Below are 25,437 nucleotides of genomic sequence, written 5' to 3' on the forward strand. Positions count from 1 at the left end.
ACCGTGTGGCTGGTGGCATTCGATGGGGAAGAGGCGGTTGAGGTCGGCTCCGGGGAACCTGCGGTGCCGGGCGAAGGCGAGGACGGCGAGGTGGGCGATGTGCTGGCAGCAGGCGCTGATTGTCCTGTTGCCGTCGCATGAGTGCCGTTGGCCAGGGTGGGAATGCCGGATGGCGATGATGACGGACCGGGGGAAACCGAGGGAATCTGTCCGGGAGTATTGGTTCCAGTACCAATTGCTCCATTTCCCTGAGTTGCGACTGCGGTCTCATTGGCTTCCGGCGCTGCTTGACCGAATTGCAGGCCGAGCATGCTGCAGGTGACCAAAATACAGCATAGGCTGACGAGCACTGTGACGCGATGACTACGTACCATCTTCATGTGAAGGCATCCTCCCCCCATGCGTCCGGCACTTGCATAGGCAGGTGTAGGCGAACGAGACTCTCCCCAAGAGTCAATAATCCCATCCAATACAATAACACCACTGGCAAGGTGGAGAGGAGCCCGGCATAGTCGCCTAGGGCGCTTGATTAGACTGGTATTTTATGAGCGATGCAAAGACGGAAACAGTGATCGATGACCAGGCGCAGAGCGGGGGTCCACAATCCCAGGCCGCCCGCCAGGTGGAGGAGCTGCGTGCCGATGTGGACACCATTGATGCCGCTATAGTCGCCATGATGGCTGAACGGTTCCGGGTGACCCACCGCATCGGGCTGCTCAAGGCCCAGGCAGGATTCGCCTCGGCGGATATGCACCGGGAGAGTGCACAAATAGCTGCCTTGCGAGACAAGGCTGATGATTACGGGCTGGATCCTGAGCTAGCTGAGGCCTATCTGCATCTGGTGGCCGATGCCGCAAAGCGCGACCATGAACGGTTGGCCAGCCAGGTCAACTCACGCTGAGCAAATCCGTCATATTGTCATGGCCGATGGCTCGGGTCAACTCCTATGCCATCGGCCATAAGGTATCAGTGAGTGCTGGCTAGGGTCTGATGGGCTGTTTCCAGGTAATGTTGCCTCGCTGCCAGGACTGTCACCGTCACGAAAAGTCCTACAAGCAGTATGACGAGCAGACCCTGGCTGCCGGTCAGGGGCAGAATATCCCTGTAGGTAAAGGGCAGGCTCTCAGTCTGAGAGCTGCCTTGGCCCACATCCCAGGTGATATTGACTGTTGTTTGGCCTGCCTTGAAGGCTGGGGTATAGAAGGTCCAGGTATTCCATGATCCCCATGTGTCGGCTGTGCTGCTCCGGGTCAGTTCAAGAACTGATGCAGTATGCGGATCCGTGCCGACTGTGGCCGAGCTGATGGTCAATTGCGGCGGGCAGACCAAGGTGGCCGCCTTGACTGAGTCGCTGTCCAAATTGGTGCCGAGCTGCTTGCCGCCATTGTCACCCCAACCGTAGGCCATGCCGTCGGAGTCGATGGCCAGGACTTGGCGCTCGCCTGCACTGATCTGTATGGTGCTACCGTCCTTGCTCACCAAAACGGGGGATGTGCTGATGGATCCTGAGATGGAGACATTGCCCAGGGCGTTTTGACCGTTGTTTCCCCAGGTGTAGATTCGCCCTTTGTCGTCGATTCCTGCGCAGAACCATCCTCCGGCGCTGATCTCGGTGGGTTTGAATCCATCGCTGCCTCCGTCGGGATCGGCCACCGGGGTTGGTATTGCGGCATCATTGGTGTCTCCGGTACCCAGTCGCCCATCGGTATTCGCACCCCAAGCATAGGCTTTGCCGTCTCTGCCAATGGCCAGGGAGTGCGAGCCTCCTGCGCTGACCTGAGTGGCGAAGAATCCCGTTGACCCGTCCTCGTATTGCACGGGTGACGATACCGACACAGGAGTGGCCTGTGAGGATTTGGCATTGTTGCCCAGTCTACCGCTGTCGCCGTATCCCCAGGCGTAGGTTTGCCCGCTTATGCCGATAATCAGAGAGTGCTGATATCCCGCACTGACCTGTCTGGCCTGGAATCCAGGACTGGTGGCGCTTGCGTTGACAGCTACAGGGGCAGGGGCGTTCCCGCTCGTGTTGCCGTCGCCCACCTGTCCGCCGTTGCTCCTGTCTCCCCAGGCGTAGACCTGATGGTCCTTGCCGATGGCCAGGGAATGATAGCCTCCTGCACTTACCTGGGTGTAGGCGAAGTCGGTACCTGCGTCGGATGGCTTCTTCACTTGGACGGGCGTCTTGCTGCTGTCCTTGCTGCCGTTACCGAGCTGCCCCCTGCCGTTGTCTCCCCAGGCGTAGGCATTGCCGTCACTGCCGAGGGCCAACGAGAATCCATATCCAGCACTTACCTGGGTGTAGGCGAAGTCGGTACCTGCGTCGGATGGTTTCTTCACTTGGACGGGCGTCTTGCTGCTGTCCTTGCTGCCGTTACCGAGCTGTCCCGTGCTGTTGTTTCCCCAGGCGTAGGCATTGCCGTCGCTGCCGACAGCCAAGGAATGGTTTTTGCCTGTGCTGACCTGGGCGAAGCGGATGCCGCGCTGCGAGGGCGGAGTGATGGTGACCTGGTATCCGCCAGTGGACGGACTGACGGTTGGGTCGACGGTCATTTGAGTCGAAAGCGTCCAGTGCGCGACCAGGGTCAACGGGTCCGTTACCGGCTTGCCGAAGTCGTAGGCAACATTTGAACTGCCGTCAGCCGCTTTGACGAACCACCCGTCGAACAGGAAGCCCGTCTTGGCCACGGTCTGCCGGGGTACCAATTCGCCTTCCTCGATGTCCTTGCTCGTCCATGCAGCTCCAGTGCCTCCCTCAGGGTCAAGCGTTATGCGTTTCTTGGTCCGATCGAAGGTGTAGTCGAACTGCTGTGTCTGCCTTGAGTCTCCGGTATCGTCGGCAATAGTCCATGTGATGGTGAAGCTGGAGGGGCCGTACGGGTACGCGGGCGTGACAAAAGTCCAATCTTGGTTTGCATCCCAGGTGTCTTTGCCTGTCTGGGTCAGATTCGTGGCCGGCTTGGTGCTGCTGGCCATGGTGCCGAAGATGACCTTAATCAGGGCGATCTGCGGTGACTGTGTGGTGCCGGGCACTGAGGTCGCTCCGGTTCGTCCAAGCTGGTTGTAGTAGCTGTATCCCCAGGTGTAGAGCAATCCGTCAGACCCGATGGCCGTCTGGTGATGGCTGGAGGTGGACACTGCGGAAGCCTTTATTGACTGAGCCAGTGTGATGGCTTTCGGATTGGTTTGCCATGCCGTATTATCGTTCACACCGTTGCCCAGCTGGCCGTAACCCTCCTTGCCCCAGGTAAAGATCCTTCCGCTGTCATCTATGGCTTCCGATCCATCGTCGCCTGCGCTGAAGGCGGTGATGTTGACAGCATCGGCTCCGAAACTGATCGCGGTGGATCCTCTCGTACTGACATTGGTATCTGTGGTGGAGCCGATGGCGGTGCCGGAACCCCATCCATAGAGGTCATGATCCGTATCCAGCGCCAGCACGTGCTGGTAGCCTGCGCTGATGGCGATATAGAACCGGGTATCAGGCTGTCCGGTGTCCAGGTCTTGGACACGTGTCGGTGTCGGACTGTCATTAGGGGCGCCGTTGCCAAGCTGCCCCTTGTCGTTCTGGCCCCAAGTCCAAGCGTGGCCTTGATTGTCCAGGGCCGTGCCCGAGGTAAATCCTGCGCTGATGGCGGTGATGTTGGACAGCGCCGTGACCTTGGTAGGGGTGGAATGGCTGTCATAGTTGCCGATGCCGAGCTGGCCGTAAGTGTTGTCGCCCCAGGTGTAGACCGTGCCGTCCGAGGCCAGGGCCATGGCATATGCCCGTCCTGCGCTGATGGCGGTGATTTTGGCATTGTCTGTCTGTGCTTTTACTGGTTCGTTGGAATTATCGGTAGTGCCGTTGCCGAGCTGTCCCTTGCCGTTGCTGCCCCAGGTGTAGACCGTGCCGTCCGAGGCCAGGGCCATGGAATAAGCATCCCCGGCGCTGACGGCTATGAAGATCTTTCCTTTTATGGCATCATTTTCGGTGATCCGCACCGGCGTTGTTGCCGTGCCTGAGTCTTTGCCGTTTCCCAGTCCGCCGCTGGCCTGATTCCCCCAGGCGTAGACGTGTCCGTCAGAACCCACAGCCAGGGTGTGGTAGCGCCCGGCGCTGGCCTGGGCAAATCTCACTGCTCTGGGCTTGGGGGGAGTCAGGGTGATTTTGGAGCCCCCGGTGTCGTCGCCATGGAGGGCATCCGAGGTCTTCCATTTCATGTCTGACGAAGACCAATGCGCTTTCAGATTCAGTGGCCCGGTGACCGGACTGCTGAAGTCGTAGGCCACATTGGAGCTGCCGTCCGCCTCCTTGATGAACCAGCCGTCGAACAGGAAGCCTGCCTTGGTGACGGTGGGGCGCGAAGCCTGCTTGCCTGCGGTGACGAACTGGTCCGAGGCTGATGAGCCTCCGTCCGAATCAAAGGTGATCTTCTGGGCAGTGGGTGTGAATGTATAGTTGCCGATGCTTTGCCCCTGTTGTGCAGCACCGCCAATGGACCATTGACCGTCGTTGATCCTGATCTTGGTGGTTCCGTAAGTGTGGTGCGGGGTAGTGACCGTCCATGGGGTATTTGAACTCCAGGTGTCGTCGCCTGCTGAAGTTCGGCTAATCGGGCTGTTGGTGTCGGTCTTGGCTACATCCGTCCTGCCGAAGGTTACCTTGGCCAGGTCTATCTGGGGTGGGCCGACCGCTGCAGGCTTGGTCTGCGAACCGCTTTGAGGTCCCTTGCTGCCTTGTCCCAGCTTGCCGCTTTTCGCTTCCCCCCAGCTGTAGGGGAGCCCGTCCGAGCCGATGGCCAGACTGTGCCGGCAGACATCGAATGCGGCGACTGTGACGCCTGTCAGGCTCACCTTGGTCATGATTGATTTAGGATTTGTGGTTCCATCGCCCAGCTGGCCGCTGGAATTGCTGCCGAACATGTACAGGCTGCCCGCAGAGTCGACCACCGCAGAGGAGTAGTCCCCGGCGCTGACTGAAACAGGCGTCGCCGCTTCCGTGGGCCAGCTTAACAGACTGGGGTAGAAGGAGTGAACGCTGTCGGTATTGGCGTCATTGCCCTTGGTCAGGGGATAACCCCAGTAGTACACCTTGCCTGTATTGCTCAGTGCAAGGACGTGCAGGTACCCTGCATCGATGTCGGTGTAGACTGTGCTGTCTGGGTTGCCGGTCGAGTCGCCGTAAATGCGCGATGGAGTGTAGACGTTGGAACCACTGCTGGTGCCGTCCATGGTGCCGATGCTGAGCTGGCCGCCCTGGTTGCGTCCCCAGGCGTAGGCATGTCCTTGGCTGTCCAGCGCCGTTTGAAAATCGTATCCGGCACTGATGGTGGTGAAGGTGACGCCGGATGAAGAGACCGCTGCTGGTGAAGAGTTGACGTTGACGCCCGTGTGCCCGTTGCCGAGCTGGCCGTATTCGTTGTCTCCCCATGTGTAGATCGTCCCGCTGGAGGACAGGGCCATGGCATGCCAGTATCCGGCGCTGATGGCGGTGATGGTGGCATTAAGATTCGCCTTTACCGGTACTGAAGAATTCGTGGTGGACCCGTTGCCGAGTTCGCCGCGACTGTTGTCGCCCCAGGTGTAGACGGTGCCGTCCGAGGCTAGGGCCATGGAGAATGTGGTTCCCGCGCTGACGGATATGAAGGTCTTTCCCTTGATGGCCTCGTTTTCGGTAATCCGCACTGGCGTGTTTTTGTTGGTTGTGGTGCCGTCGCCAAGCTCGCCCTTGCTGTTGTCGCCCCAGGCATAAACGTGGCCATCCGAGCCTACGGCCAGGGTGTGGTCATGACCGGCGCTGACCTGTGCGAATCTGACCCCTCTGGGCTTGGGGGGTGTAAGTGTGATTGCAGAGCCCCCGGTGTCGTCGCCGCTGACGTCGGCCGTCGTCCACTGGGCGTCGTTGACCGATGACCAATGGGCCGTCAGCGACTGCGTGCTGGTGACCGGCTTGCCGAAGTCATAGGCCACGTCGGAGCCCTTCAGGAACCATCCGTCAAACAGGTAACCTGATTTGGCGACGGTGGGAGGTGATGCCAGATGGCCTGAGGTTACTGTCTGGCTCAAGGCCGGTGAGCCGGACGTCAGCGAGCCCCCGTCAGGCTCGAAGGTAAGGGTATATGAGGATGAATCCCTGGTCTGTGGCGACTTGGCTCTCGGTGAGCTGTTCCTGATGGGTTTGTCCGTCTTTTTCTCGTTGAACGGTAGGATGGACTTGAAAGGCGAGGGATTGTTGCTGGCCAGCGGTGATGGTGTGGCGGTCGGAGCAGCGGCCCCGGCCTCTGCCTCGCCGCCCGTCCTGAGCAATGGACTCACGCTGCTGTACGGGCTGGGAGAGGGCGTTTCCGTGGTAGGCGAAGGCGCCGTATCGCCTGTGGTTGCGTATGCTCCTGTTGATGCGCCGATCAGTGCCAACCCAACCATGGCTGTCAGTGTCATCAGTCTGCGGATGCCATGAGCATTCCCCATTCGATTCTTCCTCCCCAAGCGTGCCGATTCCCCAGGTCGTAGCCCCAAAATCTGCGTCGGTGCACACTAAAATAAAGTCCCTCTATAACTTCTACTGTAGCATTGCAATCTTCGAGCAGTTCATAGTGTCGTGATCAGGCCCTTGCAGGACAAATTCGTTGCAAGAGGCATGCCGTTGATTGTGGAAGCCGCACTTTTTGTATGAGCGACGGGGGTTCGATTGGCATTGCGGATTGCCACGATGGTTGCACTGATAACGGCCTTGTCACCAGTGACGCCGATAAAAAACCGGGGCGGTGCCTATGGCTGAACCGCCCCGGTTGCATTGGGAATTGTGAAGCCTACTTGCGAGGCTTCTTGGCGGGGGGCTCGCCCAGCTGGCTGGTGGTCACACGGATGCCCGCCTCATCCTCGCCGGCTCCCGTCGCCTCGGACTGAGCGGTCTCCTCGACCAGATCCAGATCTCCGGTGACCCTGCCCGCTTCGGCTATGTCGTCCAGGGCGGCCCTGACGGCTTCCAGGCCCTCCGGCGCCACGCTCAAGGAGGCTGAGAGGATGGGGGTCTTCATGGAGACCTTGGCCTCGGACTTGATCCGCCGCAGGGAGGCCAAGGCCGTGCCTGCCCAGGCCAAAAGAGCCGAATCCTGGCCCTGGGCAGCTGCCCGATAGGATTCCGGACGCGGCCAGGAGGCGCGGTGGACCGATCCGTCCCCCTGGTGCATCCACTGCCAGGCCTCTTCGGTGGCGAAGGGCAGGAAGGGTGCCAGGAGACGATCCAGAGCATCCAGGACCAGCCCCAGGGTTGTGCGGGCGCTCAGCACCTGGGCCTCGTCAGGGGTCCTGCCGGTGGCATCCGCGGTCCCGTAGGCCCGGTTCTTGGCCAGCTCGATGTAGTTGTCGCAAAAGTCCCAGAAGAAGGATTCGGTCACCTCCAGGGCCTTGGAGTGCTCGTAGGATTCCAAGGCCCTGGTGGCCTGGTCGATCACCTGGGCAAGGCCGGCCAGAACCGCGCGATCCAGGGGGACCGTGACGTCAGCGGGGTTCCAGGTGGCCTCCGCTGACCGGGTGACCTTATGGTTCTCATCCTCCCGACCGATGGCCAGGGCGAACTTGACGGCGTTGAGGAGCTTGACGGCCAGGCGGCGGCCGATCTTCATCTGCCCCTCATCGTAGGTGGCATCCAGGCCCAGCCGGGCGCAGGACGCCCAGTAGCGCACGGCATCGGCGCCATACTTCTTGATGGGTTCGTCCGGCACCACCACATTGCCCTTGGACTTGCTCATCTTCTTGTGGTCCGGATCCAGGATCCACCCCGACAGGGTGGTGTCGCTCCAGGGCAGGCAGCCGTTCTCCAGGTGGGCGCGGTCCATGGAGCTGAAGAGCCAGGTGCGGATGATGTCCTGGCCCTGGGGGCGCAGGTCCATGGGGAAGGTGGCCTTGAAGAGGGCCTGGTCCTGTTCGCCCGGCTCGGCCCAGTGGGTCACGATCTGGGGGGTCAGGGAACTGGTGGCCCAGGTGTCCATGATGTCCTTCTCGGCCGTGAAGCCGCCAGGATGGTCGCGCTGGGATTCCTCGAAGCCCTCGGGCACATCAGTGCTGGGATCGATGGGGAGCCTGTCCTCGGCCGGGGTGATGGGATGGGCGTAGTCGGTCTCGCCGTTCTCCTTGACCGGATACCAGAGGGGGAAGGGGACTCCGAAGAAGCGCTGCCGGGAGATCAGCCAGTCGCCGTTCAGGCCCTCGACCCAGTTGTTGTAGCGCACCCGCATGAAGTCCGGGTGGAAGTTGAGCTCCTTGCCGCGCTCCAGCAGCTCCTGGTTCAGTTTTTGGTCGGTGCCGCCGTTGCGCAGGTACCACTGGCGGGAGGTGACGATCTCCAGGGGCTTGTCACCCTTCTCGTAGAAGTTGGTCATGCGCTTAGTGGGCTTGGGCTCGCCGTCCAGGTCGCCGGACTCGCGCAGGGCGTCCACGATGATCTTGCGGGCTGAGAAGGTGGTCTTGCCTTCGGTCTGCTCGAAAATGCGCCGTCCGCCCTCATCGGTGATCCAGTCCGGCACGTCCATGACGATTCGTCCGTTGCGCTGGATGATGGACCTGGTGGGCAGATTCAGATCCCGCCACCACTGCACGTCGGTCACGTCGCCGAAGGTGCAGCACATGGCGATGCCGGCGCCCTTGTCCATCTCGGCGGCGGGATGGGCCAGGATGGGCACCTCCACCTTGAACAGGGGGGAGTAGACCTTCTGCCCGAAATACTTCTGGTAGCGCTTGTCATCCGGGTGGGCGATCAGGGCGCCGCAGGCCGCCAGCAGCTCAGGCCTGGTGGTCTCGATGTATATCGGCGTGCCGTCCGCGAATCGGAAGGCCACCCTGTGGTAGAAGCCGTCGTACTCGCGCGACTCCAGCTCGGCCTGGGCCACGGCGGTCTGGAAGGTCACGTCCCAGAGCCCGGGGGCCTCCTTCTGGTAGGCCTCGCCCCTGGCCAGGTTCCGCAGGAATGCCTTCTGTGCCACACGGCGGGGATGCTCGCCGATGGTGTGGTAGGTCTGCGACCAGTCCACCGACAGGCCCAGCGACCGCCAGAGTTGCTCGAAGAGCTTCTCGTCCTCGGCGGTCAGTTCCTCGCACAGTTCGATGAAATTCTGACGGGAGACGGGCACCTGGTCCTTGGCGCTGATCGTCTTGCCCTTGGTCCCATGGAAGGGGGGTTTGAAGTCCGGATCGTACTTGAGCGAGGTGTCCACGCGGACACCGTAATAGTTCTGGACCCGCCGCTCGGTGGGCAGGCCGTTGTCGTCCCAGCCCATGGGGTAGAAGACGTCGTAGCCCTGCATCCGCTTGAACCGGGCGATCACGTCGGTATGGGTGTACGAGAAGACGTGTCCGACGTGCAAATGCCCCGAAACCGTGGGCGGCGGGGTGTCGATGGAGTAGACGCCGGAGCGCTCGCGGGTGTTGCGGAAGCGGTAGACGCCGGACTCATCCCAGTCGCGGCACCACTTTTCCTCCAGGCCATCCACGCCCACCCTGTCGGGCAGGGGGGTCAGATGGGCATTGACGATTCCTTGGTGTTCAGCAGACATACCAGCATTTTATGGACGAACAGTGACAAGGGGCGCCGGCCTTTTCACCCTTGGATGCGCAGGTTCCACAGGGGCAGGTAGCGGTCCAACAGAGAGCTGGGCATGCCCTTCAGGCGCGGGGCGGTGAGGACCAGGGGCGTGCGCTGATACAGCCAGTCGCTGGGGGAGAGGTCGCTGACCTGTCGGGCAAAGGCCTTCAGTCGCTCGGCATAGGTGTTTTGGTCGGTGCAGTCCGTCACCTGCTTCCAGGAGTTCTGGACATCGACGTTGTCGAAGAGCATGGTGGAGTCGGGGTCGGCGAAGCGGTCGATTTCATCATTGTCCATGACCATCAGGGCCATGTCGTAGTCGCGGCGGTTGAGCACCTGGTCGCGGAAGGTGGGCTGATCCACCATGGAGACCTGGGTGGGGATGCCTGCTGCCTTGAGCTGTGTGCGCATCAGCTCGCCCACCTGGCTGCCGAATTCGCGGGGATAGACCAGACGCAGACCGTTCTTAAAGAAGGAAGGGCGGTAGTAGGAGGACCGATGAATCGCCTGGGCCCGGTCGAAGGGGAAGGCCTGCAGGTCGGGATCGTAGCCGGGGCTCAGCTGGTTGAGTGGTCCGCCCAGCGCCTTGGCTCCGCCTCCCTCCAGTTTGGCAATGGCTTCTCGATCCAGGGCGTAGCGGACGGCCTCGCGCATATGCTGGTCGGACAGCGGGCTGGTTGCTATGTTGTTGAAGGCCAGGACCACATTGTCTGTGCTGGGCGTGGCGGTCGGCGTCCTGTGGGCCTGCGCGGCGGTGGCGGAATCCATGTCCACTACAGCGTCCAGGCGTCCCTGGTCCAGATCCTTGATGGTCTCTTGCGGGCTGCCGGTATAGGTGAAGATCACCTTGCCGATAGCGGGCTTGTCCGGGCCTCGGTAGGATTTGTTGGCAGTCAGGGTCAGGCTTGTGCCCGGTTGCCAATCATCCACCTGGTAGGGGCCTGAACCGGCTGATTGAGTGGAATAGTTGACCCGGGCCTGGCGGTCGTAGACTATGCCCGCCCGACCGCTCAGGGCGGTCAGCAGCCTGGCGTTTGGGCTCTTCAGGCCGATCACCAGTGTGGCATCATCGGGGTTGGTGACCCTGGCCAGTCCGTCCAGGTCCCGATGGCCCTGGTACTGGTGGTCGATGATCTGGTGCAGGGACCAGAGGGCATCCTCCGAGGTCAGGCGGCGTCCGTCGGCGAAGCGGGCGTCATCGCGCAGATGGAAGGTGTAGAGCAGGCCGTTTGCGGAGACCTCCCAGTTCTGGGCCAGGCCGGGCGTCGGCCGACCTTTGGCGTCGGGCCTGGTCAGGGTCTGGTAGACGTTGCCCATCAGGGCCTGGTCAGTGGCGCGTCCTGGTTCGGTGCGGATGTCCAGGGAGACGGGGGCCTGGCGGGCCCGGATGCGCACCATTCGGCCTGAACCCTCCTGGGCCCAGGGCAGCCGCCAGCCCCCTTGGCCCGTCACCAGCGGCCAGGCCATGTAGGTGCCCGCGGTCAGGACCGCCAGTACCAGGAAAAAGATGATTCCGGATCTGATTCGTTTGTATCTGCCGCGTGCCATGGTCTTGATTCTACCGAGAGGACGGTCCGGCAAGGATCTCGGCGCTGGGGCATGTTTCGGCCAACGGGCAGTGGAGGCAGTCGGGCTTGCGGGCGTGGCAGGTGGCCCGGCCGTGCAGAATCAGCCTATGCGACAGATTGGTCCAGTCCTCGGGCGGGAAGCAGTCGCAGATCTCATGCTCGATCTTCACCGGATCAGGGTGGGCGCTGCGCCAGTCGGTCCGCCAGCGCAGACGGCCGGTGACCCGGGTGACGTGGGTGTCCACCGGGAATCCGGGGATGTTGAAGGCATTGCCCAGGACCACGTTGGCGGTCTTGCGCCCCACGCCGGGCAGACTGGTCAGCTCCTCCATGGTCTGGGGGACCTTGCCGCCGTAGTCTTCGGTCAGCATCAGGGAGAGCCCCAAGAGGTGGCGGGCCTTGGCATGGTAGAAGCCCACCGGGTGGATGATGGCCTCCAGTTCGGCAGGCTGGGCCTGGGCCATGGTTGCGGGGTCAGGGTAGCGCTCGAAGAGTTCGGGGGTCACCGAGTTGACCCGCTTGTCGGTGGTCTGGGCGCTCAGGACCGTGGCCACCAGCAGTTCGAAGGGGTTGCGGAAGTGCAGGGCGCAGACCGCCTCGGGAAAGACCTGGCAGAGGATGCGGTACTCCTCGTGCATGCGGGCCAGGCGCCGGGCCTTGCTTTCCCTGCCTTGGGGGCGCTTTCGATTCGATGATGCATCAGTCACTGTGATCGGTTTTCTTCTTCTTGGAATCCTGGGGTTGTTCGGGCTGGCTGTTTTGTTGCTTCTGTTGCTCGGCTGGGTCTGGGTTGGTCCCGGCATCCGGCTCCGGTTTGGGCACTGATGTCATCCGTGCCGAGGAGGGCGGGTCGAACCTGTATCCCACGTTGCGGACCGTGCCGATCAGGTGCTCGTACTCACTGCCCAGCTTGGCCCTGAGCCGCCGCACGTGCACATCCACCGTCCTGGTGCCGCCGTAGTAGTCATAGCCCCAGACCTCCTGGAGGAGCTGGGCTCTGGTGAAGACCCTGCCTGGATGCTGGACCAGGTATTTGAGCAGCTCGAACTCCTTGTAGGCCAGGTTGATGGGACGGCCGTGGATTCGGGCCGTGTAGCTCTCGGTGTCCACGACCAGATCACCCGAGCGGACCTGACCGGTAGGTACCTGATCTTCCACCTCTTCCGGCTGGGTATCAGGCTTGAGCGTCGGTGTTACGCGCTGGCAGACCAGACGCAGTCGGGCCTCGACCTCGGCCGGGGACGCGGACTGAATGATGACGTCGGCCACGCCCCAGCTGGCATTGACCACAGTGAAGCCGCCCTCGCTCAGAATAAGGATGATGGGCGTGGACAGGCCCGAGGCCCGGGTCAGGTTGCAGAGGGTCTTGGCCTCGGCCAGGTCGTCGCTGGCGTCAATCAGCAGCACGGTGTCCTCGGGCATTCTTACCAGGGAGGCGGCATCCAGGGGCAGGACGCGCACCCGATGGGAGAGCAGGGCCAAGGCTGGCAGAACCGATGCCGGGTCCTCGGCGCAGGTCATCAAGGTCAGATCCGTCACGGGGGTACCTTCTTCCCTGTCCGTTCGTCCATAGCGGGGGTGGATTCGTTGAACAGTCGTCATCATTGTACAATCGGCCCGTCACAGGGGCTCTGAGTTCACAGGATGGCCTTGCCCTAGGATGTGACGTATGGCTCCCCGACGGGGACAGGCAGGAGGACCCATGGCGCAGACCGTAAAAGAACCCCGGGATGGGCACGCGCCCGCCCTGACGCAGTTGCTGGCCCTGGCGGCCCTGATCCTGCCGGGAGTGGCGACGGGCTTGCTGGCCGAGCCCCGGGTCGCTCGAGGGGTGCAGGCCGTTCTGGTTCTGGCGCTGGCATTGGCCATGCTGGCCTCTTGGCCACTGGTCGGCCAGGGCATACGAACTGGTCCAGACCGGGCTGTGTTCGGTCTGCTTGCCTTGGCAGCTCTGGTGCCGACCCTGGCCGTGCAGGGGCCTGGTGCCCTATGGGCCTCGCTGTCGACTGCGGCATTCCTGCTGGCCCTCCTGGCCGTATTCATGTTCGTTCGGCAGATGCTGCGTCGGGACCGGCGGATGGTCATCCGTGGCATTTCTGCAACCGCCATGGGCGGGGTGACCGCTGTCGCCGCCTCGGGGTGGGTCTTTCTGCCGGAGCTGGTCAGAGGCCTCCATCCCGACCTGATGCCGATTCTGGTGATGCTTGTGGCCTTGCTGCTGCTGGTCGGGCTCATGACCTCGGGTTACCGCTGGGCCCAGGAGGCAGCTGATCGGCGTGGGGCCGTTGGTCTGGCGCTGATGTCGGTTCTTCTGGCCGGATCCATCGTGGTTCTGGCCGCCATGGTCTTGCAGACGACGTTCTGAGTCAGGCATTCATCAGGTGGTCCAGAAGGATCTGGATGCCCATGACGGTCAGAATGATGCCGCCGGCGATTCTGGCAGGCTTGCGCCAGCGGGACCCGACCGCGTATCCGATGCGCAGCCCCAGAATGGAGGCCGCAGCCGTCACCAGACCGATGACCAGTGCGGATAGCCAGATGTTGATGCCCAGCAGGGCCATGCCTGCCCCCACGCCGAATGAGTCGATGCTGGTGGCGATGGCTGCGGGAAGCATCTGCCGCCAGGAGAAGCTCTCCTCGCCGTTCGTTCCCCCTTCCTCGCCATAGACGCCCTCGCGGATCATATTGACCCCGATGGCTGAAAGGATACCGAAGATAATCCAGTGATCCACGGCGGCCAGGGAGTCCTGCAGCATGGAAGCGGCGAAGTAGCCCAGCAGGGGCAGCAGCGTCTGGAATCCGCCGAACCAAAGTCCGACCAGCCAATGATGGCGGGCCCGCAGTCGGTCCACGGACAGTCCCTTGCTGATGGAGACGGCAAAAGCGTCGGAAGATACACCTAAAGCGATAAACAACAATCTCAAGAACACGGCATTCCTTGAAAGGGTTCATCCCCGGTGGGATGGGCCTCGACCAGGTCTCCTCAAACCCGCCTACGCCTCGGGAGCGTCGAGCGCGGAACTGCCGATTGGAGTCGGCTTTGAATTCGTTGAATGCCGTTCACATGCTACGCCATAACAATATGGACATGGATTCTACCTGTCAGTGCTGGAACAATCAAGCATGACATGAGACTGGATTTGGACTTTCAACGAGCCACGGTCACAGTCAGGCTGCCCCTGCTGAGTGGATGGCGTTACTGGTCCTGGTAGGTGACGGCATAGAACTCGCCGTTCTGGAAGCGGGCCATGTACACATCGCTGACCTTGTGGATGCCCTGCTTGGCCAGCTGCTCGTCAAGCCAGTCCTCGTCCCGTCCCATGGTATCCAGAACGTCGGGATTGACCCGCCCGTCCATGACCACCGGATAGCGCACGTCCTTGTCGCCCTCGGAGATGATGGTCAGGCCGCCGTTCTGCTCGACGATGCCCCGCTTGACGTCGCGGATGTCGTTGATGCCCTTGGTGCGCAGCTTGAAGTCCACCTCCTTGGCCGTCAGGTTGACCTTGAGGCAGTTCTGGACCAGCAGTTTGCCATTCTTGATGATGGTGACCGGTTCGCCGTCGATGTACTTGCCCACCGCGTGGATGTGGGTCTTGGCGTACCGGGTGATGAGAATCAGCGCAGCCCATATCAGCAGGATGACAATGTACTGGGCCATGGAGATGCTGTCGCTATAGATGACCCCGCCGATGATGCCGCCCAGGACGTAGTTCTGCAGCTGGTCCATGGGCGAGGTGGGCGCCAGATTCCCCTTACCTGTCACATTGATGAGCAGGGTGATGAAGAGCAGCCCGACGATCAGCTTCAGGGCAACGTTGACGTAGAAATTGATATCCATGGGTCACTCTCCGATCACGGTGATGTCTGGGTGGTACAGGTCGGCCCGCTGTAGCAGGAACTCGGAGCCGGAGCTGTTGAATACCAGGGTGTAGTAGCCCTTGGGGGTCTTGATGATCATGTCGTTGTTGCGCGAGGTGTCGTTGATACAGATCCTCTCAGGATCGACCTTGAGCTTGGCGGCGGACTTGTCGATGACCGTGGTCAGCTGTCCGCTCTGCAGGCTGGCCGTGCGCAGATTGGTGTAGTCGCTGTACTGGATGGCCGCCGCCAGCAGGAGCAGGGTGGCCAGGATGATGGACAGATCCTTGTACTTATGGTTCCAGCGATGGCGGGAGTACATGAATAGGAAGAAGAGGAAGGCCAGGGCCAGAAGGACGACCACGATGATCCTGATCATGGTCCAGTTGCTCTGCCCGCCCTTGAGGTATTGGTACGTATAGAAAGTCATAGCCGCTCCTGCCCTTGCGCGCGCACCCGCAATTCGCAATCGTAGACGACCGGAGGCGTTTTGGGAGGATTTGGGCATGCAAAACCCCGGTTCGGGCGCTCGATTGGGCCCTTGCCGGGGTGGTTGAGACCGCTGGGCGGCCTTGAGAGGTCAGTGCTGGGCGGCCAGGCGCTCGCGTGCAGCCTTGATCTGGGTCTCGGCAGCCTCGGCGTTGGTCCAGTAGTCGCCGGGCATGACCTCCTTGCCCGGCTCCAGGGCCTTGTACTGCTCGAAGAAGTGCTTGATCTCCTGCTTGTGGAAATCGGAGACATCGTCGATGTCCTTGATGGCGTCAAAGCGGACGTCGGCGGGCACGCAGAGGACCTTGTCATCCCCGCCGGCCTCGTCGACCATGTGGTAGAGGCCTACGGCGCGGCATTCAACGATGCAGCCCGGGAAGACCGAGTCGGGAATCATGACCAGGGCATCCAAGGGATCCCCGTCCTCGCCCAGGGTGCCGTCGATGTACCCGTAGTCATCGGGGTAGCCCATGGAGGTGAAGAGGGTGCGGTCCAGCCTGATATGGCCGCTGTCGTGGTCCATCTCGTACTTGTTGCGGGAGCCCCGGGGGATCTCGACCAATACGTCGAATGTCTCTGCCATTGTCCTGTCTCCTTTTCGGTCTGGACGGCATAGGTATGTCTCATACACAGCATAACCGTCCCGCGGCACATTCGACCACAGTCTCCCGCTCACGCACCTATATGCCCAGCGGCCGCTCATACTCAAGGCATGGGGCGGGTGAAGAGTGAGGACGAGTATGAACAAGCATAGATGGATCGGCCTCTTGGCGGCTCTGGCTGCCCTGGCGACCCTTGCCGGTCCGGCGGCCCCGGCCATGGCTGGCGGAGGATCAGGTCATGCCGGTGGCAGACCAGTGCCCTCCGGCGGCCAAAAGGTCCGGCTCTGGCAGGGTTGGGCCTACAAGGATGATGACCAGGGGGCTTTTGGTGGCTATGAGATAGGCAGCGTAGACAGGGCGTTCTCCCAGATGGGGGTGGTGGACGGAGGCAATGCCACTACGGCCCGGGTCAAGCGGCAGGCTCTGGATGAGGCCAACGGCAACTGTCAGGCGCGCTTTAACGAGGCCCATGCCGACCAATCCGGACAGGGCCACTGCCGGGTGACCGGCGTGGGCGTGGTTGCCGGCTACCGTGGGTCCCGGCGTATCTTTGATGGAATCTCCGTGGCTATCCACAAGCTTTGGATGGATAACTGGCGCAGCCAGGTGGCCAACAGCACCTTCAGCAACCGTGGGGTGACCTATCGGACCAGCGACTCCTTCTGGGATCAGTCCAACGACAATCTGGACAAATTCGCTGACGAGTATGCGGGCAACGAGAAGGGCATCTCCCTGGTGGTGATCATGCTCAACGACTACGAGCCCAAGCCGGCCGATCTGCCGCCGGATCCACCCGATAAGCAAGTGGATCGGGGCACCAGCGCGGATGGGATGACCAATCGCACCCATATCGTCACTGGAACCGGTCGGGGCGGTCGCGAACTGACCTTTACCGATGTCTTCAACCCTCAGGGCAAGCAGTACCGTGTCAGTGGTCAGCATGTCAGAGACCAGACCAGCGGCGAAGACCTGACCGACCAATTCGTTTTCAACACCGCCGAAGGGACCAGGCCGCCTGGTGACCGGGCCACAGCGACCTGGAAGGGCGGGACCCTGCCGGAGGAACACCGCTGGGCATGGCAGCTGGATGTGACTGTCGACCGGCCGGAGACCGGGGTTATCTTGGACCAGGGGAAAGTCCATTGGAAAGGCGGCGCCCATGAGGTTGACCAGTCGACCCCTGAGCGCCGTACACCCACCTGGAAGCCCAGGCCGGACAAATCCTGGATTCTACGAGACACTGCCACGGGGGCGTGGAAGAGCGTAATAGACCCCCAGTGGAGTAACGGGACTGGTGCTGATGGACATGCCTTTTTGGACGGCGACCAGGTGGGGTCGGTGGTCAACGCTACTGTCGAAGCCCATCTGATTGAGGCCCCTAAGGTTTTCGCCCTGACCGACGACTGGAGCGCCGCCGACTATTTGGTTGATCAGGATGGGGCTCGGGCCATTCGTATCTTCACGGCCAGGGCCAAGGCGGATGCAGACGGGCACTATCGCCGCAGCAGCGTCGGAGACATCGTGACCAAGGGCAGGGATGTGACCGACCGTTTCGAGATCAGCGTGACAGGCACTCGGGCGCGGGCCCAGGCCAAGAGCGGGTGGCTGAACGGCCTCAAGGGGATGGAGGACCCTGTGCAGGTCACCATGCTGGTTCCCTTCACGGTCCGATTTGCCAACGGCGGTGGTGCGGCCAAGGTTCGCAAGGATCTGGGCGGAACACCCGACCAGGAGCTGACCTTCTGCAAAGCGCCTGACGGCCATGGCAACCAGGGCGAGGCCCTGACCAATTCGGGCTCCCAAACGGTCAACACGCAGAGTGTACGGACCAACAAGCCAGGCATCTGCGGATACCTGCCTCCGGTGCGCAAGGATGTCATCTCGGAGGCCGGCCAGGGCGGTCAGCAGGCCAGTGTTGATGGCAAGGTGGTCTTCCCTGGTCAACGGTTGGAGTATCAGCTGGATACCCAGCCCAGCCTGCCCGACAAGCTGGCCTATCCTGTCGAATCAATCATCCTGACGGATGTCTATGACCGCTGGTTTTTGCCCGACAAACAGACCCTTGAGGTGACTGACCTGCAGAGCGGAGATGTCATCGCCAAGACCGGATACGTCACAAATTGGAAGGACAAGGACCATAGCCTGCGGGTGACCATTACCGACCCCGCCCGTATCGGCCGGTGGCGGGCCGGGGGCAACCCCAGAATCCGTCTGCGCTTCGAGGGCAGGGTTGACCCCAAGGCCCCGACGGATCATCGTGTGGGCAATCAGTGGGTGCTGACGCTGAACAACTCGCTGACTCCCTCCAACCAGGTGAGCAATCCGCCGGCTGACTTCCATCCTTCAAAGAGCGATGTCAGCACGCATGATCCAGGCATCAGCATCGATGGCAAGGTGCTTTTTGTGGGCGACCGTGGTGTCTATCGGATCAGTCTGGACGCCCGCCGAAAAGACACCGCCTATCCGGTCTGGCGGTTGGGCATGACGGATGCCTACGACGCTCGTCACCTGGATATCGATCCCAAGGGCATCGAGGTTCTGGGTTCCGATGGCCGTGATTACACCAAGGCCTTCAACATTCAGGTAAAAAACGGTACAGTCCTGGTCTTCGCCAAAACCGTTGATACCTATGTTCCGGCCACCGGCGTGACCCTCAAAGGGAATCCCCAGCCAGCCGATCTGGCTGCCTATGCTGCTGCCCGAGGTCATAATCCCCTTAGAGAGCCTGCGATTGACCAAGGGCTGCTGGGGCGCACTTACGATCTGGTCCTGCCATACACGGTCATCCGTGCGGAAACCGGTCACGTGGTTCGCAATCAGGCGACCCAGATTGTCAACGACCTGCATAAAGCGACCAACGTGGTCGCCAATCCGGTCAAGCAGCTCAATCCCGCCAAGGATGTGGTAGTCGCAGTGGGTGGAGGAAGCGCTCATGGTGGCAGCATCTACCGTGACCGACTCTTCCTCTACCGTCTGGACTCCAGTCTGCTGCCGGCCGGACGTGCCTATCCGCAGGTAACGACCTGGCGGATTGAGGATCGGCTGAACCCAGCGGTGGATCGGTTCACCGGCCATTGGGCCGTCTACGCAACCCAGGACCTTTACGAGAGTGGGCGCATCCTGATTCATCATGGACAGATTATGGCTGGTTCAGATATGACCGCAGATGTCCATGGCGGTCCTTTGTTTACTATGACTGCAGACCCTGCAGGTCTTGTCAAAGTGGAGGCTACATCGCGGTATCTGGCCTTGGTCAGCGCTTCAGGCGACCGCCCGGTCGGTTGGAGGGCCTACCTGCAATGCAGGCGGCTTAAGAACGTGGAACGTCATGAGAACCGATTCACTGAGTTCTATCAGGACAAGACCCTGGGCTCCAACACGGTCTGGACCAGTACGCCCGATATGACGCCGGCTTTGCATATCGAGAAGTTTGATCGGGTCGGCGGTATGCCCAAGGGTGATCGGGATCAGCCGGAACAGGCTCTCCGGACTCATGACGATGTCCCCATTGTCTTCCGAATCACCAATGATTCTCCTCGTGATCCCAGCGATGGAACCGGAGCAGTCTTCCCTGCCCGACAGCTTCATCTTGAGGATCAGACAGTCGTGGGGCAGGGGCGGGTGACCGGGATCCGCTATCCGGATAATTGGTCGACCCTTATGCTCCGTCCTGGCCAGTCAGTGGACGTGCATGCTAGGGTGACGGGCATATCAGGTCGGCACACCGACAGGGCCAGGGTGATCGGCAGTCCTCTTGTGCCCTGTCCTGTAGAAGCTGAGGCGTCCCTTCCTGAAAGGGAAGATGCCGGCAAGGCTTCTCTACAGCCTGATTCTCGGGGCGTGATGGTCGAAGGTCATCTGCTGTGCTCGGATCGGGCCGTCCGTTCCAATAGCGACGATTGGAACGCCCTTGGGGAAGCACTGCCCAAAACCGGTGCAGCAGTGGCTCTTCCGCTGGCCATCGTTGCAGTGGCGGTCGGGACCGGATCGCTTCTCTCGGGCTTGGTCAGGCGGGTGTCTAAGGGTCATGGGAGGCGGCAGTGACCGCCGATCTCAGGCGTCCAGCCCATGCGTGTCCCCCGGTCTGTGGTCTTTCTAACGGGGCCACTGCTCATCCAAAGGTGGCCGTGATCCATCACAGGCCAGGTAGACACGGGCGATGCGCATGCCGGCCCGTTCCGGCTCCAAGGTCAGGACGTGCCGACCGCCGGTCAGCTGGACGGCGGTCACTTCCGACCATCCCCAGACATGCTCGGTGGCAAAGGTCATCAGTCTCCCTCCTTGGGGGAACAGATCGTCCGGGGCCAACGGGTCGCCGTCCAAGATCACATGGCAGGAGTCCTCCAGGTCGGAGGCGAACTGGGCCAGCAGCCAGATCCGGTAATTGCCTGGCCTGCCAACCTGGAAGGACAGGTTCATGCCGGGAGCTCGACCGGCATCGGGCCAGAGCTGTTGTCTTGGTTCGGCCCGCATGGCCAGGCCCCGGCCCCTGTGAGTTGGGGCGTCGGTGGGAACCCAGCAGCCCTTCCAAGGCTTGCCGTTTTGTGGCCCATCCTGTGACAGCCAGGCGTTTTCGTCCTGTCTCAGGCAGTCGGGGGCCTCAAGGTAGATGCGCTCTGGAGTCTTGTTGGTGTCCTTGTTCTGGCTGAGCTTCTGCTCATGCTGATGTCCGGCAGGCCAGACCAGCTTCGGCCGGGTATACAAACCGCCGTGCAGCCAGTAGTCCTGGTCGAAGTAGGGTACAGGTTCGTTCGGAGCGTGGTCCGGATCAATTCCGTAGTCTCCAATAGCCAGATTCCGCAGGGGGCGGTCCAAGGTCTCGGCCGTGGGCGTTGGCTGATGGTCCGTAATCTGATTGCCGGTCTGAGCCCTGTCCATGTCAGATGAGTGAGAGCTCCCATTATCAGCCTGTTGGGAGGGCCGGCCGTCCGCCACCCAGGTACTGAAGGCCGGTCCCAACCGGCTGGTCCGTTCGCGACCGGTGTTGATCACGATTTTGTCGATGCCGAAGGAGTCGTCCACGGCGATCAGCTGCAGCCGGTGGGGTCCTGCCTTCAAATAGGGCAGGATCATGGTCAGTTGCTCGGCGTTGTATACGATGGTCTCCTGCCAATCGCCACGGAACTCGTCAGTGGTGGGCGATTCCAGGATTTCGCCCCGGGTGCCATCAAGGCTGACACGCAGTCGGATTCGCCCACGTGAGTTCAGGGTAGGCAGCCGGTGGGCCTCCAGACGATGGCGGCCGGGGGTCTTCAGCCAGAAGTCCAGACTCAGACAAGCCCCGCTTCCTGATTCCGGGTCGCTCCATCCCCGGGTCTGCATCAGGTCCGGGCCGAAACGCCCCAGGTCTTGGGTCGCCAGCCAAGTAGTGGCCTCCGTGAGGTCGTGGTTGACGCGTCCGCGTGAAGGGTCCATGCTTATGTGGCCGTCCGCCTCGACGTAGCCAGTGAATTCTTGTTTGAGGCCGGGATTCTCACCTACCAGAACATCGACTCTGATTGGGGCCGACCAGGCTTTTTCGGTTGTCTCCGGGTTGCAGGGACAGGTGATGATGGTTAGCGTGCCCTGACGACCCGCATGGGTTGAGGCGTTATCGACCCGTACATGGATTCGCCACTCGTCCCCGACGATTCGCCGCTCCTCTGGCAGACGGATCCAGTCCTGATCGGCGCTGAGGTACACTTCCTGGGCAGGGCTGCCCATGAGGTCCAAGTCAATCCAACGGTCGGTGATGCCATAGGGATCAAAGACCAGCTTGACGTGATCGTTATCGCCGGGGACCATGGCACCCTCCTGTGCTCCTTGTGGCGTCAGGATCAGCCCCCGGTTCGGTTGGACCTTGACCGGTCTGCAAGCCGGGTACTGAGGCAGCGTGGGGGGAGGGAACCTGTTTGGAGTGAGGATGCCATCCCAGCAGCCCTGGGCAAGTTCCTTGTTGTACCAATGGAGCAGAGCCCGGATCATCCCCTGGAAGAGATGGGAGATCCTCATCTGCCTGTCGGCGGCCGGCAAGGCGCCCCGGGAGGCCTCAAGACGGCTGCGGTCCGCATGGTAGAACTGGGCGTTTACGTAGTAGACCATGGCGATCTTCAGATCCACCAAAGATCGGTAGGCTTCGCGAAACTCCGGCTTCATGCTCTTGCCAAGACTGTGCGAGCGCTCAGCCAGTTCCCGTAATGCTGCCAGGCGGCCGCCGGCCTCGTCGTCGTAGCCTGTCTGGGTAAAGGAGTCCTCGTGCAGGTGTTCGATTTTGCTCTGATTATTGATTCGGTAGTAGCTCATACACAGGTCGGCAGCCTCAGAGCCGCGATTGTCATCGAAGGTCTGGTCGAACCAGGCGGCCACGAAGTCCCGGGCCGACAGACTGCGGTGATCCTCGTCAGCATTCCAGGCCAGATGGAGGAAGTAGGATCCCTCCAACTCCAGGCGTTTGATGGCTCCCAGATTATCCACCCATACCCGGCGGATGCCCCGATCCCAGCACTTGCCCAGCTGGTCGTTCATCAGAGCCAGGGGAGTGGATGAAGTGCACCGGTAACTGGTCCTCGGCGGCGCCCAGTAGGAGCTGTGGTAGTAGACTCCATTGCCTCCGCTGCGTGCCTGTTCGTCCTGATTAGGGAAGCGGCGCATATACCCGTAGTTGTCGTTGACCCACATGATCGTCACATCTTCGGGCAGGTCCAGGCCTGCGTCGTAGAGGGGCAGTACTTCCTTGTAAGGAATGAAGAGCTGTGGGACCTCTTGTGGTGATCGGCCCAGGTGCTCACGCAGGATGTCCCTCTGGTCATGAATGATCCGACCGAGCAGATCGACCCGCGCTCGCAGGCGGCCCTCCTGGTCCAGGTTCGGATTCTCGTCGATGGCGCGCGTGGTCAGGCCCGTGTCGTGTATACCGCGCATGCCCAGGGTCCAGGTGACCTCGTAGTTCCGGTTCATGTCCACGCTCTGCGACCAGTAGCGCCGAATCATATCCCGGTTGCCTCCTGGCAGCGAATAGTCATAGTCCACATGCCTGCCCTGGGAGGCTACCCAGGGGTCCCACTCATGCTGGTTGCTCCGAAGGAGCATGTCGCAGTGGCTGCTCCCGATGACCACCCCCATGCTCTGGGCAAGTCTGCCGTTGCGCGGGTCGGCGTTGAAGGCGTTGACGTGCATGGCCGGCCACAGATAGTTGCCACCCAGCCTCAGGATCAGATCGAAGACTTTTTCGTAGGTTGCTGGTCCGATGGTTCCGTCCGGTGTGTGCAGGCGAGCCCAGTCGTCCAGCTCTTCCTCGTCGTTGATGAAGAAGCCCCGGTATCGGACCGAAGGCCAGTCGAAGACGCGCAGGTCGCTGGGCAGGCATATCCGCTCATGGCGGCGGGGCGGCACATTCCCCCACCAGTGCAAGGGTGAGATGCCGATGGCCCGGCTGAGGGCGTAGATTCCGTAGATGGTTCCGCGCCGGTCGGCCCCGACGACATAGAGGGTGCCGTCGACGACCTGCAAGGTGAAGCCTTCCCAGCGATACTCTCCTTGGGGGTCCTTGAGTGGGGTCAGATCAAGCTTGTTGGAGCAGACAGCCGAATCGATCCAGCTGGAATAGCGCAGAGTGCCCAGGCAGATGGTCGGGCTGCCCTCATCGATCTGATTGGCCGACCTCTGGGTCCGGCCCGTCACGGTTGCGAAATCCCTCATCAGATTGCCTGCCGCAATTTGCACGGCCGAATCCTCCCCATGATCCAGCAGCCAGTTAGGCCGGACCCCTGAAGCGGACAGAACTGCGCCCGACCCGGCGGTCACTGGGATGGTTCCGGGCTGGGGATGAAACAAGGTGACCATGGTGGCGCTCCCACTGTCCACTGATCAGGCGGATGCTCTGCCGCCCGTGTTCGGACACCCATAGGCTAACACCGGATTAGGAAAATTTTCAAAGAGAAAAAATACGACTGTGAGAGCCTGATGACCGCTTCATTCCATTACCATGGTTGGAGACGCTTAGAGTCCAGCAGAGCCGGGAGGCGATCCGATGAGCAAGAAAGTGACGCTGGCCGACGTTGCCGCCAAGGCGGGGGTTGCGGTGTCCACGGCCTCCAAGGCGCTGCGCAACAGCGCACAGGTCAGCGGTCCGACAAGGGCCAAGGTGTTCAAGGCTGCCGCGGAGCTCTCCTTCTCGCTCAACGAGCGTCAGAAGCAGTCCCAGCCTCCCAGCCTGCCCAAGTCGGTGGGCCTGGTCACTTCGGACCTGGACGGCCAATTCTCCATGCCCATCCTGATCGGCGCGGAAAGCTACTTCGGGGTCGAGTCCATTCCTGTTTTTCTCTGCAACGCCGGCAGGGATCCGGCTCTTGAACAGCACCATATTGACAATCTGCTGGCCTATGGCGTCAAAGGTCTGCTGATGGTCGGATGGCGTACCGATCCGCGGCCGGCACTGACCAGCTGTCCGGTGCCGGTTGTCTATGCCAACCAGGCGTCCCTGGATCCCTATGACTGCTCGGTCGTCACCGACAACGAGGATGTCGGGCGGTTGATGGTCCGGCATCTGGTCGAGGGTGGGTCCAAAAGAATCGTGTTGATCGCCGGCGATCCGGCCTTCCAGTCCTCGGTCAGACGGCTCAAGGGGGAGATGGTTGAACTGGATAGTCGGGGGTTGGTTGCCGTGCGTACCGTTCGGTATGGGGGCTGGAACGAGGAGACCGGACGTCGTACCATGGTTGGCTTGCTGGATGAGGGCATCGACTTCGATGGGGTGGCTTGCGGCAACGACGAGATAGCCCGGGGGTGCCTGGATATTCTGCATGACCGGCATGTTTCCGTGCCGGATAGGGTATCGGTGGTCGGGGTTGACAATCGGCAGGTCATTGTCGGCAACTCGCGTCCCCCGCTGACCAGCGTCGACTTGAATCTGAAGGCCATCGGCACCAGGGCAGCCAGCTGCCTGGCTGATATGCTGGACGGCCGAGGTCACCAAGGTATCGAATGCGTCAAGGGCACACTGGTCCAGCGCGCCTCTACCAGAATGCCCTTGTAAGGCCGTTCGCCGGCAGATTTCAGAAGGTCATACAATCGCGATTTCACTGGCACAAGTGAATCTTGAGCCCTTTAATGTACAGAAACTTTTTACTCAACGAACTTTTATCTTCCGATAATGGCCAATGCTGGAGTTGCCGCAAGAAGTTAAGGTCGCAGGTCGTCTAGTCTGGTTTCCAATGTGATCGAAATTGATTCCTTCGGTGTCTCGTATCCCGCTCGGTGAAGAAAGGACATACCATGACCTCACACCGCTCAGAGTCGCATTGGGCTTAGATTCCGGCTGATCGCGTTTCCTGCGAGATCGGACCCTTGATGGGATGTCCACCTCATGCTTGGCCTCACT

At 61.4% G+C, this 25,437-nt stretch carries 15 protein-coding genes; 5 read left to right on the top strand and 10 right to left on the bottom strand.

The features are described from left to right. Positions 1 to 12 precede the first annotated feature (12 nt). Positions 13 to 141: a hypothetical protein gene (locus H3U89_RS08500; protein ID WP_332460533.1), complete on the top strand. Its 129-nt coding sequence runs from the start codon at positions 13 to 15 to the stop codon at positions 139 to 141. Between the two features lie 403 nt (positions 142 to 544). Next, positions 545 to 901: a chorismate mutase gene (locus H3U89_RS04520; protein ID WP_198178336.1), complete on the top strand. Its 357-nt coding sequence runs from the start codon at positions 545 to 547 to the stop codon at positions 899 to 901. Positions 902 to 966: 65 nt separating this feature from the next. On the opposite strand, the gene H3U89_RS04525 is transcribed toward H3U89_RS04520, so the two are convergent. From H3U89_RS04525 to H3U89_RS04545, 5 genes are all read right to left on the bottom strand, one after another. Next, complete coding sequence (locus tag H3U89_RS04525) at positions 967 to 6,447, bottom strand: RCC1 domain-containing protein (RefSeq protein WP_198178335.1); 5,481 nt, start codon at positions 6,445 to 6,447, stop codon at positions 967 to 969. Positions 6,448 to 6,788: 341 nt separating this feature from the next. Next, the gene (gene valS, locus H3U89_RS04530; RefSeq protein WP_198178334.1) at positions 6,789 to 9,530 is read right to left on the bottom strand and encodes a valine--tRNA ligase; all 2,742 of its coding nucleotides are present in this window, start codon (positions 9,528 to 9,530) and stop codon (positions 6,789 to 6,791) included. 44 nt (positions 9,531 to 9,574) lie between these two features. Continuing rightward, positions 9,575 to 11,107 carry an ABC transporter substrate-binding protein gene (locus tag H3U89_RS04535; RefSeq protein ID WP_198178333.1) on the bottom strand — a complete coding sequence of 511 codons (1,533 nt, stop codon included), beginning with the start codon at positions 11,105 to 11,107 and terminating at the stop codon, positions 9,575 to 9,577. Between the two features lie 10 nt (positions 11,108 to 11,117). Next, positions 11,118 to 11,765, bottom strand: coding sequence for an endonuclease III (gene nth / locus H3U89_RS04540; RefSeq protein ID WP_198179379.1), 648 nt, complete (start codon positions 11,763 to 11,765; stop codon positions 11,118 to 11,120). A 61-nt stretch (positions 11,766 to 11,826) separates the two neighbouring features. Further along, on the bottom strand, positions 11,827 to 12,666 hold the full coding sequence (locus H3U89_RS04545; RefSeq protein ID WP_198178332.1) for a winged helix-turn-helix transcriptional regulator: 840 nt from the start codon (positions 12,664 to 12,666) through the stop codon (positions 11,827 to 11,829). A gap of 163 nt (positions 12,667 to 12,829) precedes the next feature. On the opposite strand from H3U89_RS04545, the gene H3U89_RS04550 reads away from it, so the two are divergent. Next, positions 12,830 to 13,492 carry a hypothetical protein gene (locus H3U89_RS04550; protein ID WP_198178331.1) on the top strand — a complete coding sequence of 221 codons (663 nt, stop codon included), beginning with the start codon at positions 12,830 to 12,832 and terminating at the stop codon, positions 13,490 to 13,492. A gap of 1 nt (position 13,493) precedes the next feature. Here H3U89_RS04550 and H3U89_RS04555 read toward each other — a convergent pair whose 3' ends face one another. The 4 genes from H3U89_RS04555 to H3U89_RS04570 form a co-directional block, all read right to left on the bottom strand. Continuing rightward, a complete protein-coding gene (locus tag H3U89_RS04555; RefSeq protein WP_198178330.1) occupies positions 13,494 to 14,057 on the bottom strand; it encodes a manganese efflux pump MntP in 564 nt (187 codons plus the stop codon). Between the two features lie 266 nt (positions 14,058 to 14,323). Continuing rightward, positions 14,324 to 14,968 carry a DUF421 domain-containing protein gene (locus tag H3U89_RS04560; RefSeq protein WP_198177229.1) on the bottom strand — a complete coding sequence of 215 codons (645 nt, stop codon included), beginning with the start codon at positions 14,966 to 14,968 and terminating at the stop codon, positions 14,324 to 14,326. A gap of 3 nt (positions 14,969 to 14,971) precedes the next feature. Then, positions 14,972 to 15,418 carry a DUF3290 family protein gene (locus H3U89_RS04565; RefSeq protein WP_198178329.1) on the bottom strand — a complete coding sequence of 149 codons (447 nt, stop codon included), beginning with the start codon at positions 15,416 to 15,418 and terminating at the stop codon, positions 14,972 to 14,974. A gap of 150 nt (positions 15,419 to 15,568) precedes the next feature. Beyond that, complete coding sequence (locus tag H3U89_RS04570; protein ID WP_015022497.1) at positions 15,569 to 16,060, bottom strand: inorganic diphosphatase; 492 nt, start codon at positions 16,058 to 16,060, stop codon at positions 15,569 to 15,571. Between the two features lie 157 nt (positions 16,061 to 16,217). Between H3U89_RS04570 and H3U89_RS04575 the strand changes: the two genes are divergently transcribed. Then, the gene (locus tag H3U89_RS04575) at positions 16,218 to 20,123 is read left to right on the top strand and encodes an LPXTG cell wall anchor domain-containing protein (RefSeq protein ID WP_198178328.1); all 3,906 of its coding nucleotides are present in this window, start codon (positions 16,218 to 16,220) and stop codon (positions 20,121 to 20,123) included. A gap of 51 nt (positions 20,124 to 20,174) precedes the next feature. Here H3U89_RS04575 and H3U89_RS04580 read toward each other — a convergent pair whose 3' ends face one another. Then, positions 20,175 to 23,900, bottom strand: coding sequence for a glycosyl hydrolase 115 family protein (locus tag H3U89_RS04580; RefSeq protein WP_198178327.1), 3,726 nt, complete (start codon positions 23,898 to 23,900; stop codon positions 20,175 to 20,177). Between the two features lie 187 nt (positions 23,901 to 24,087). On the opposite strand from H3U89_RS04580, the gene H3U89_RS04585 reads away from it, so the two are divergent. After that, positions 24,088 to 25,092 (top strand): LacI family DNA-binding transcriptional regulator, encoded by a 1,005-nt coding sequence (locus tag H3U89_RS04585; RefSeq protein WP_198178326.1) that lies wholly within the window; start codon positions 24,088 to 24,090, stop codon positions 25,090 to 25,092. Positions 25,093 to 25,437 lie beyond the last annotated feature (345 nt).

It is taken from the genome of Bifidobacterium sp. W8104, assembly GCF_016100735.1.
GTDB lineage: Bacteria > Actinomycetota > Actinomycetes > Actinomycetales > Bifidobacteriaceae > Bombiscardovia > Bombiscardovia choladohabitans.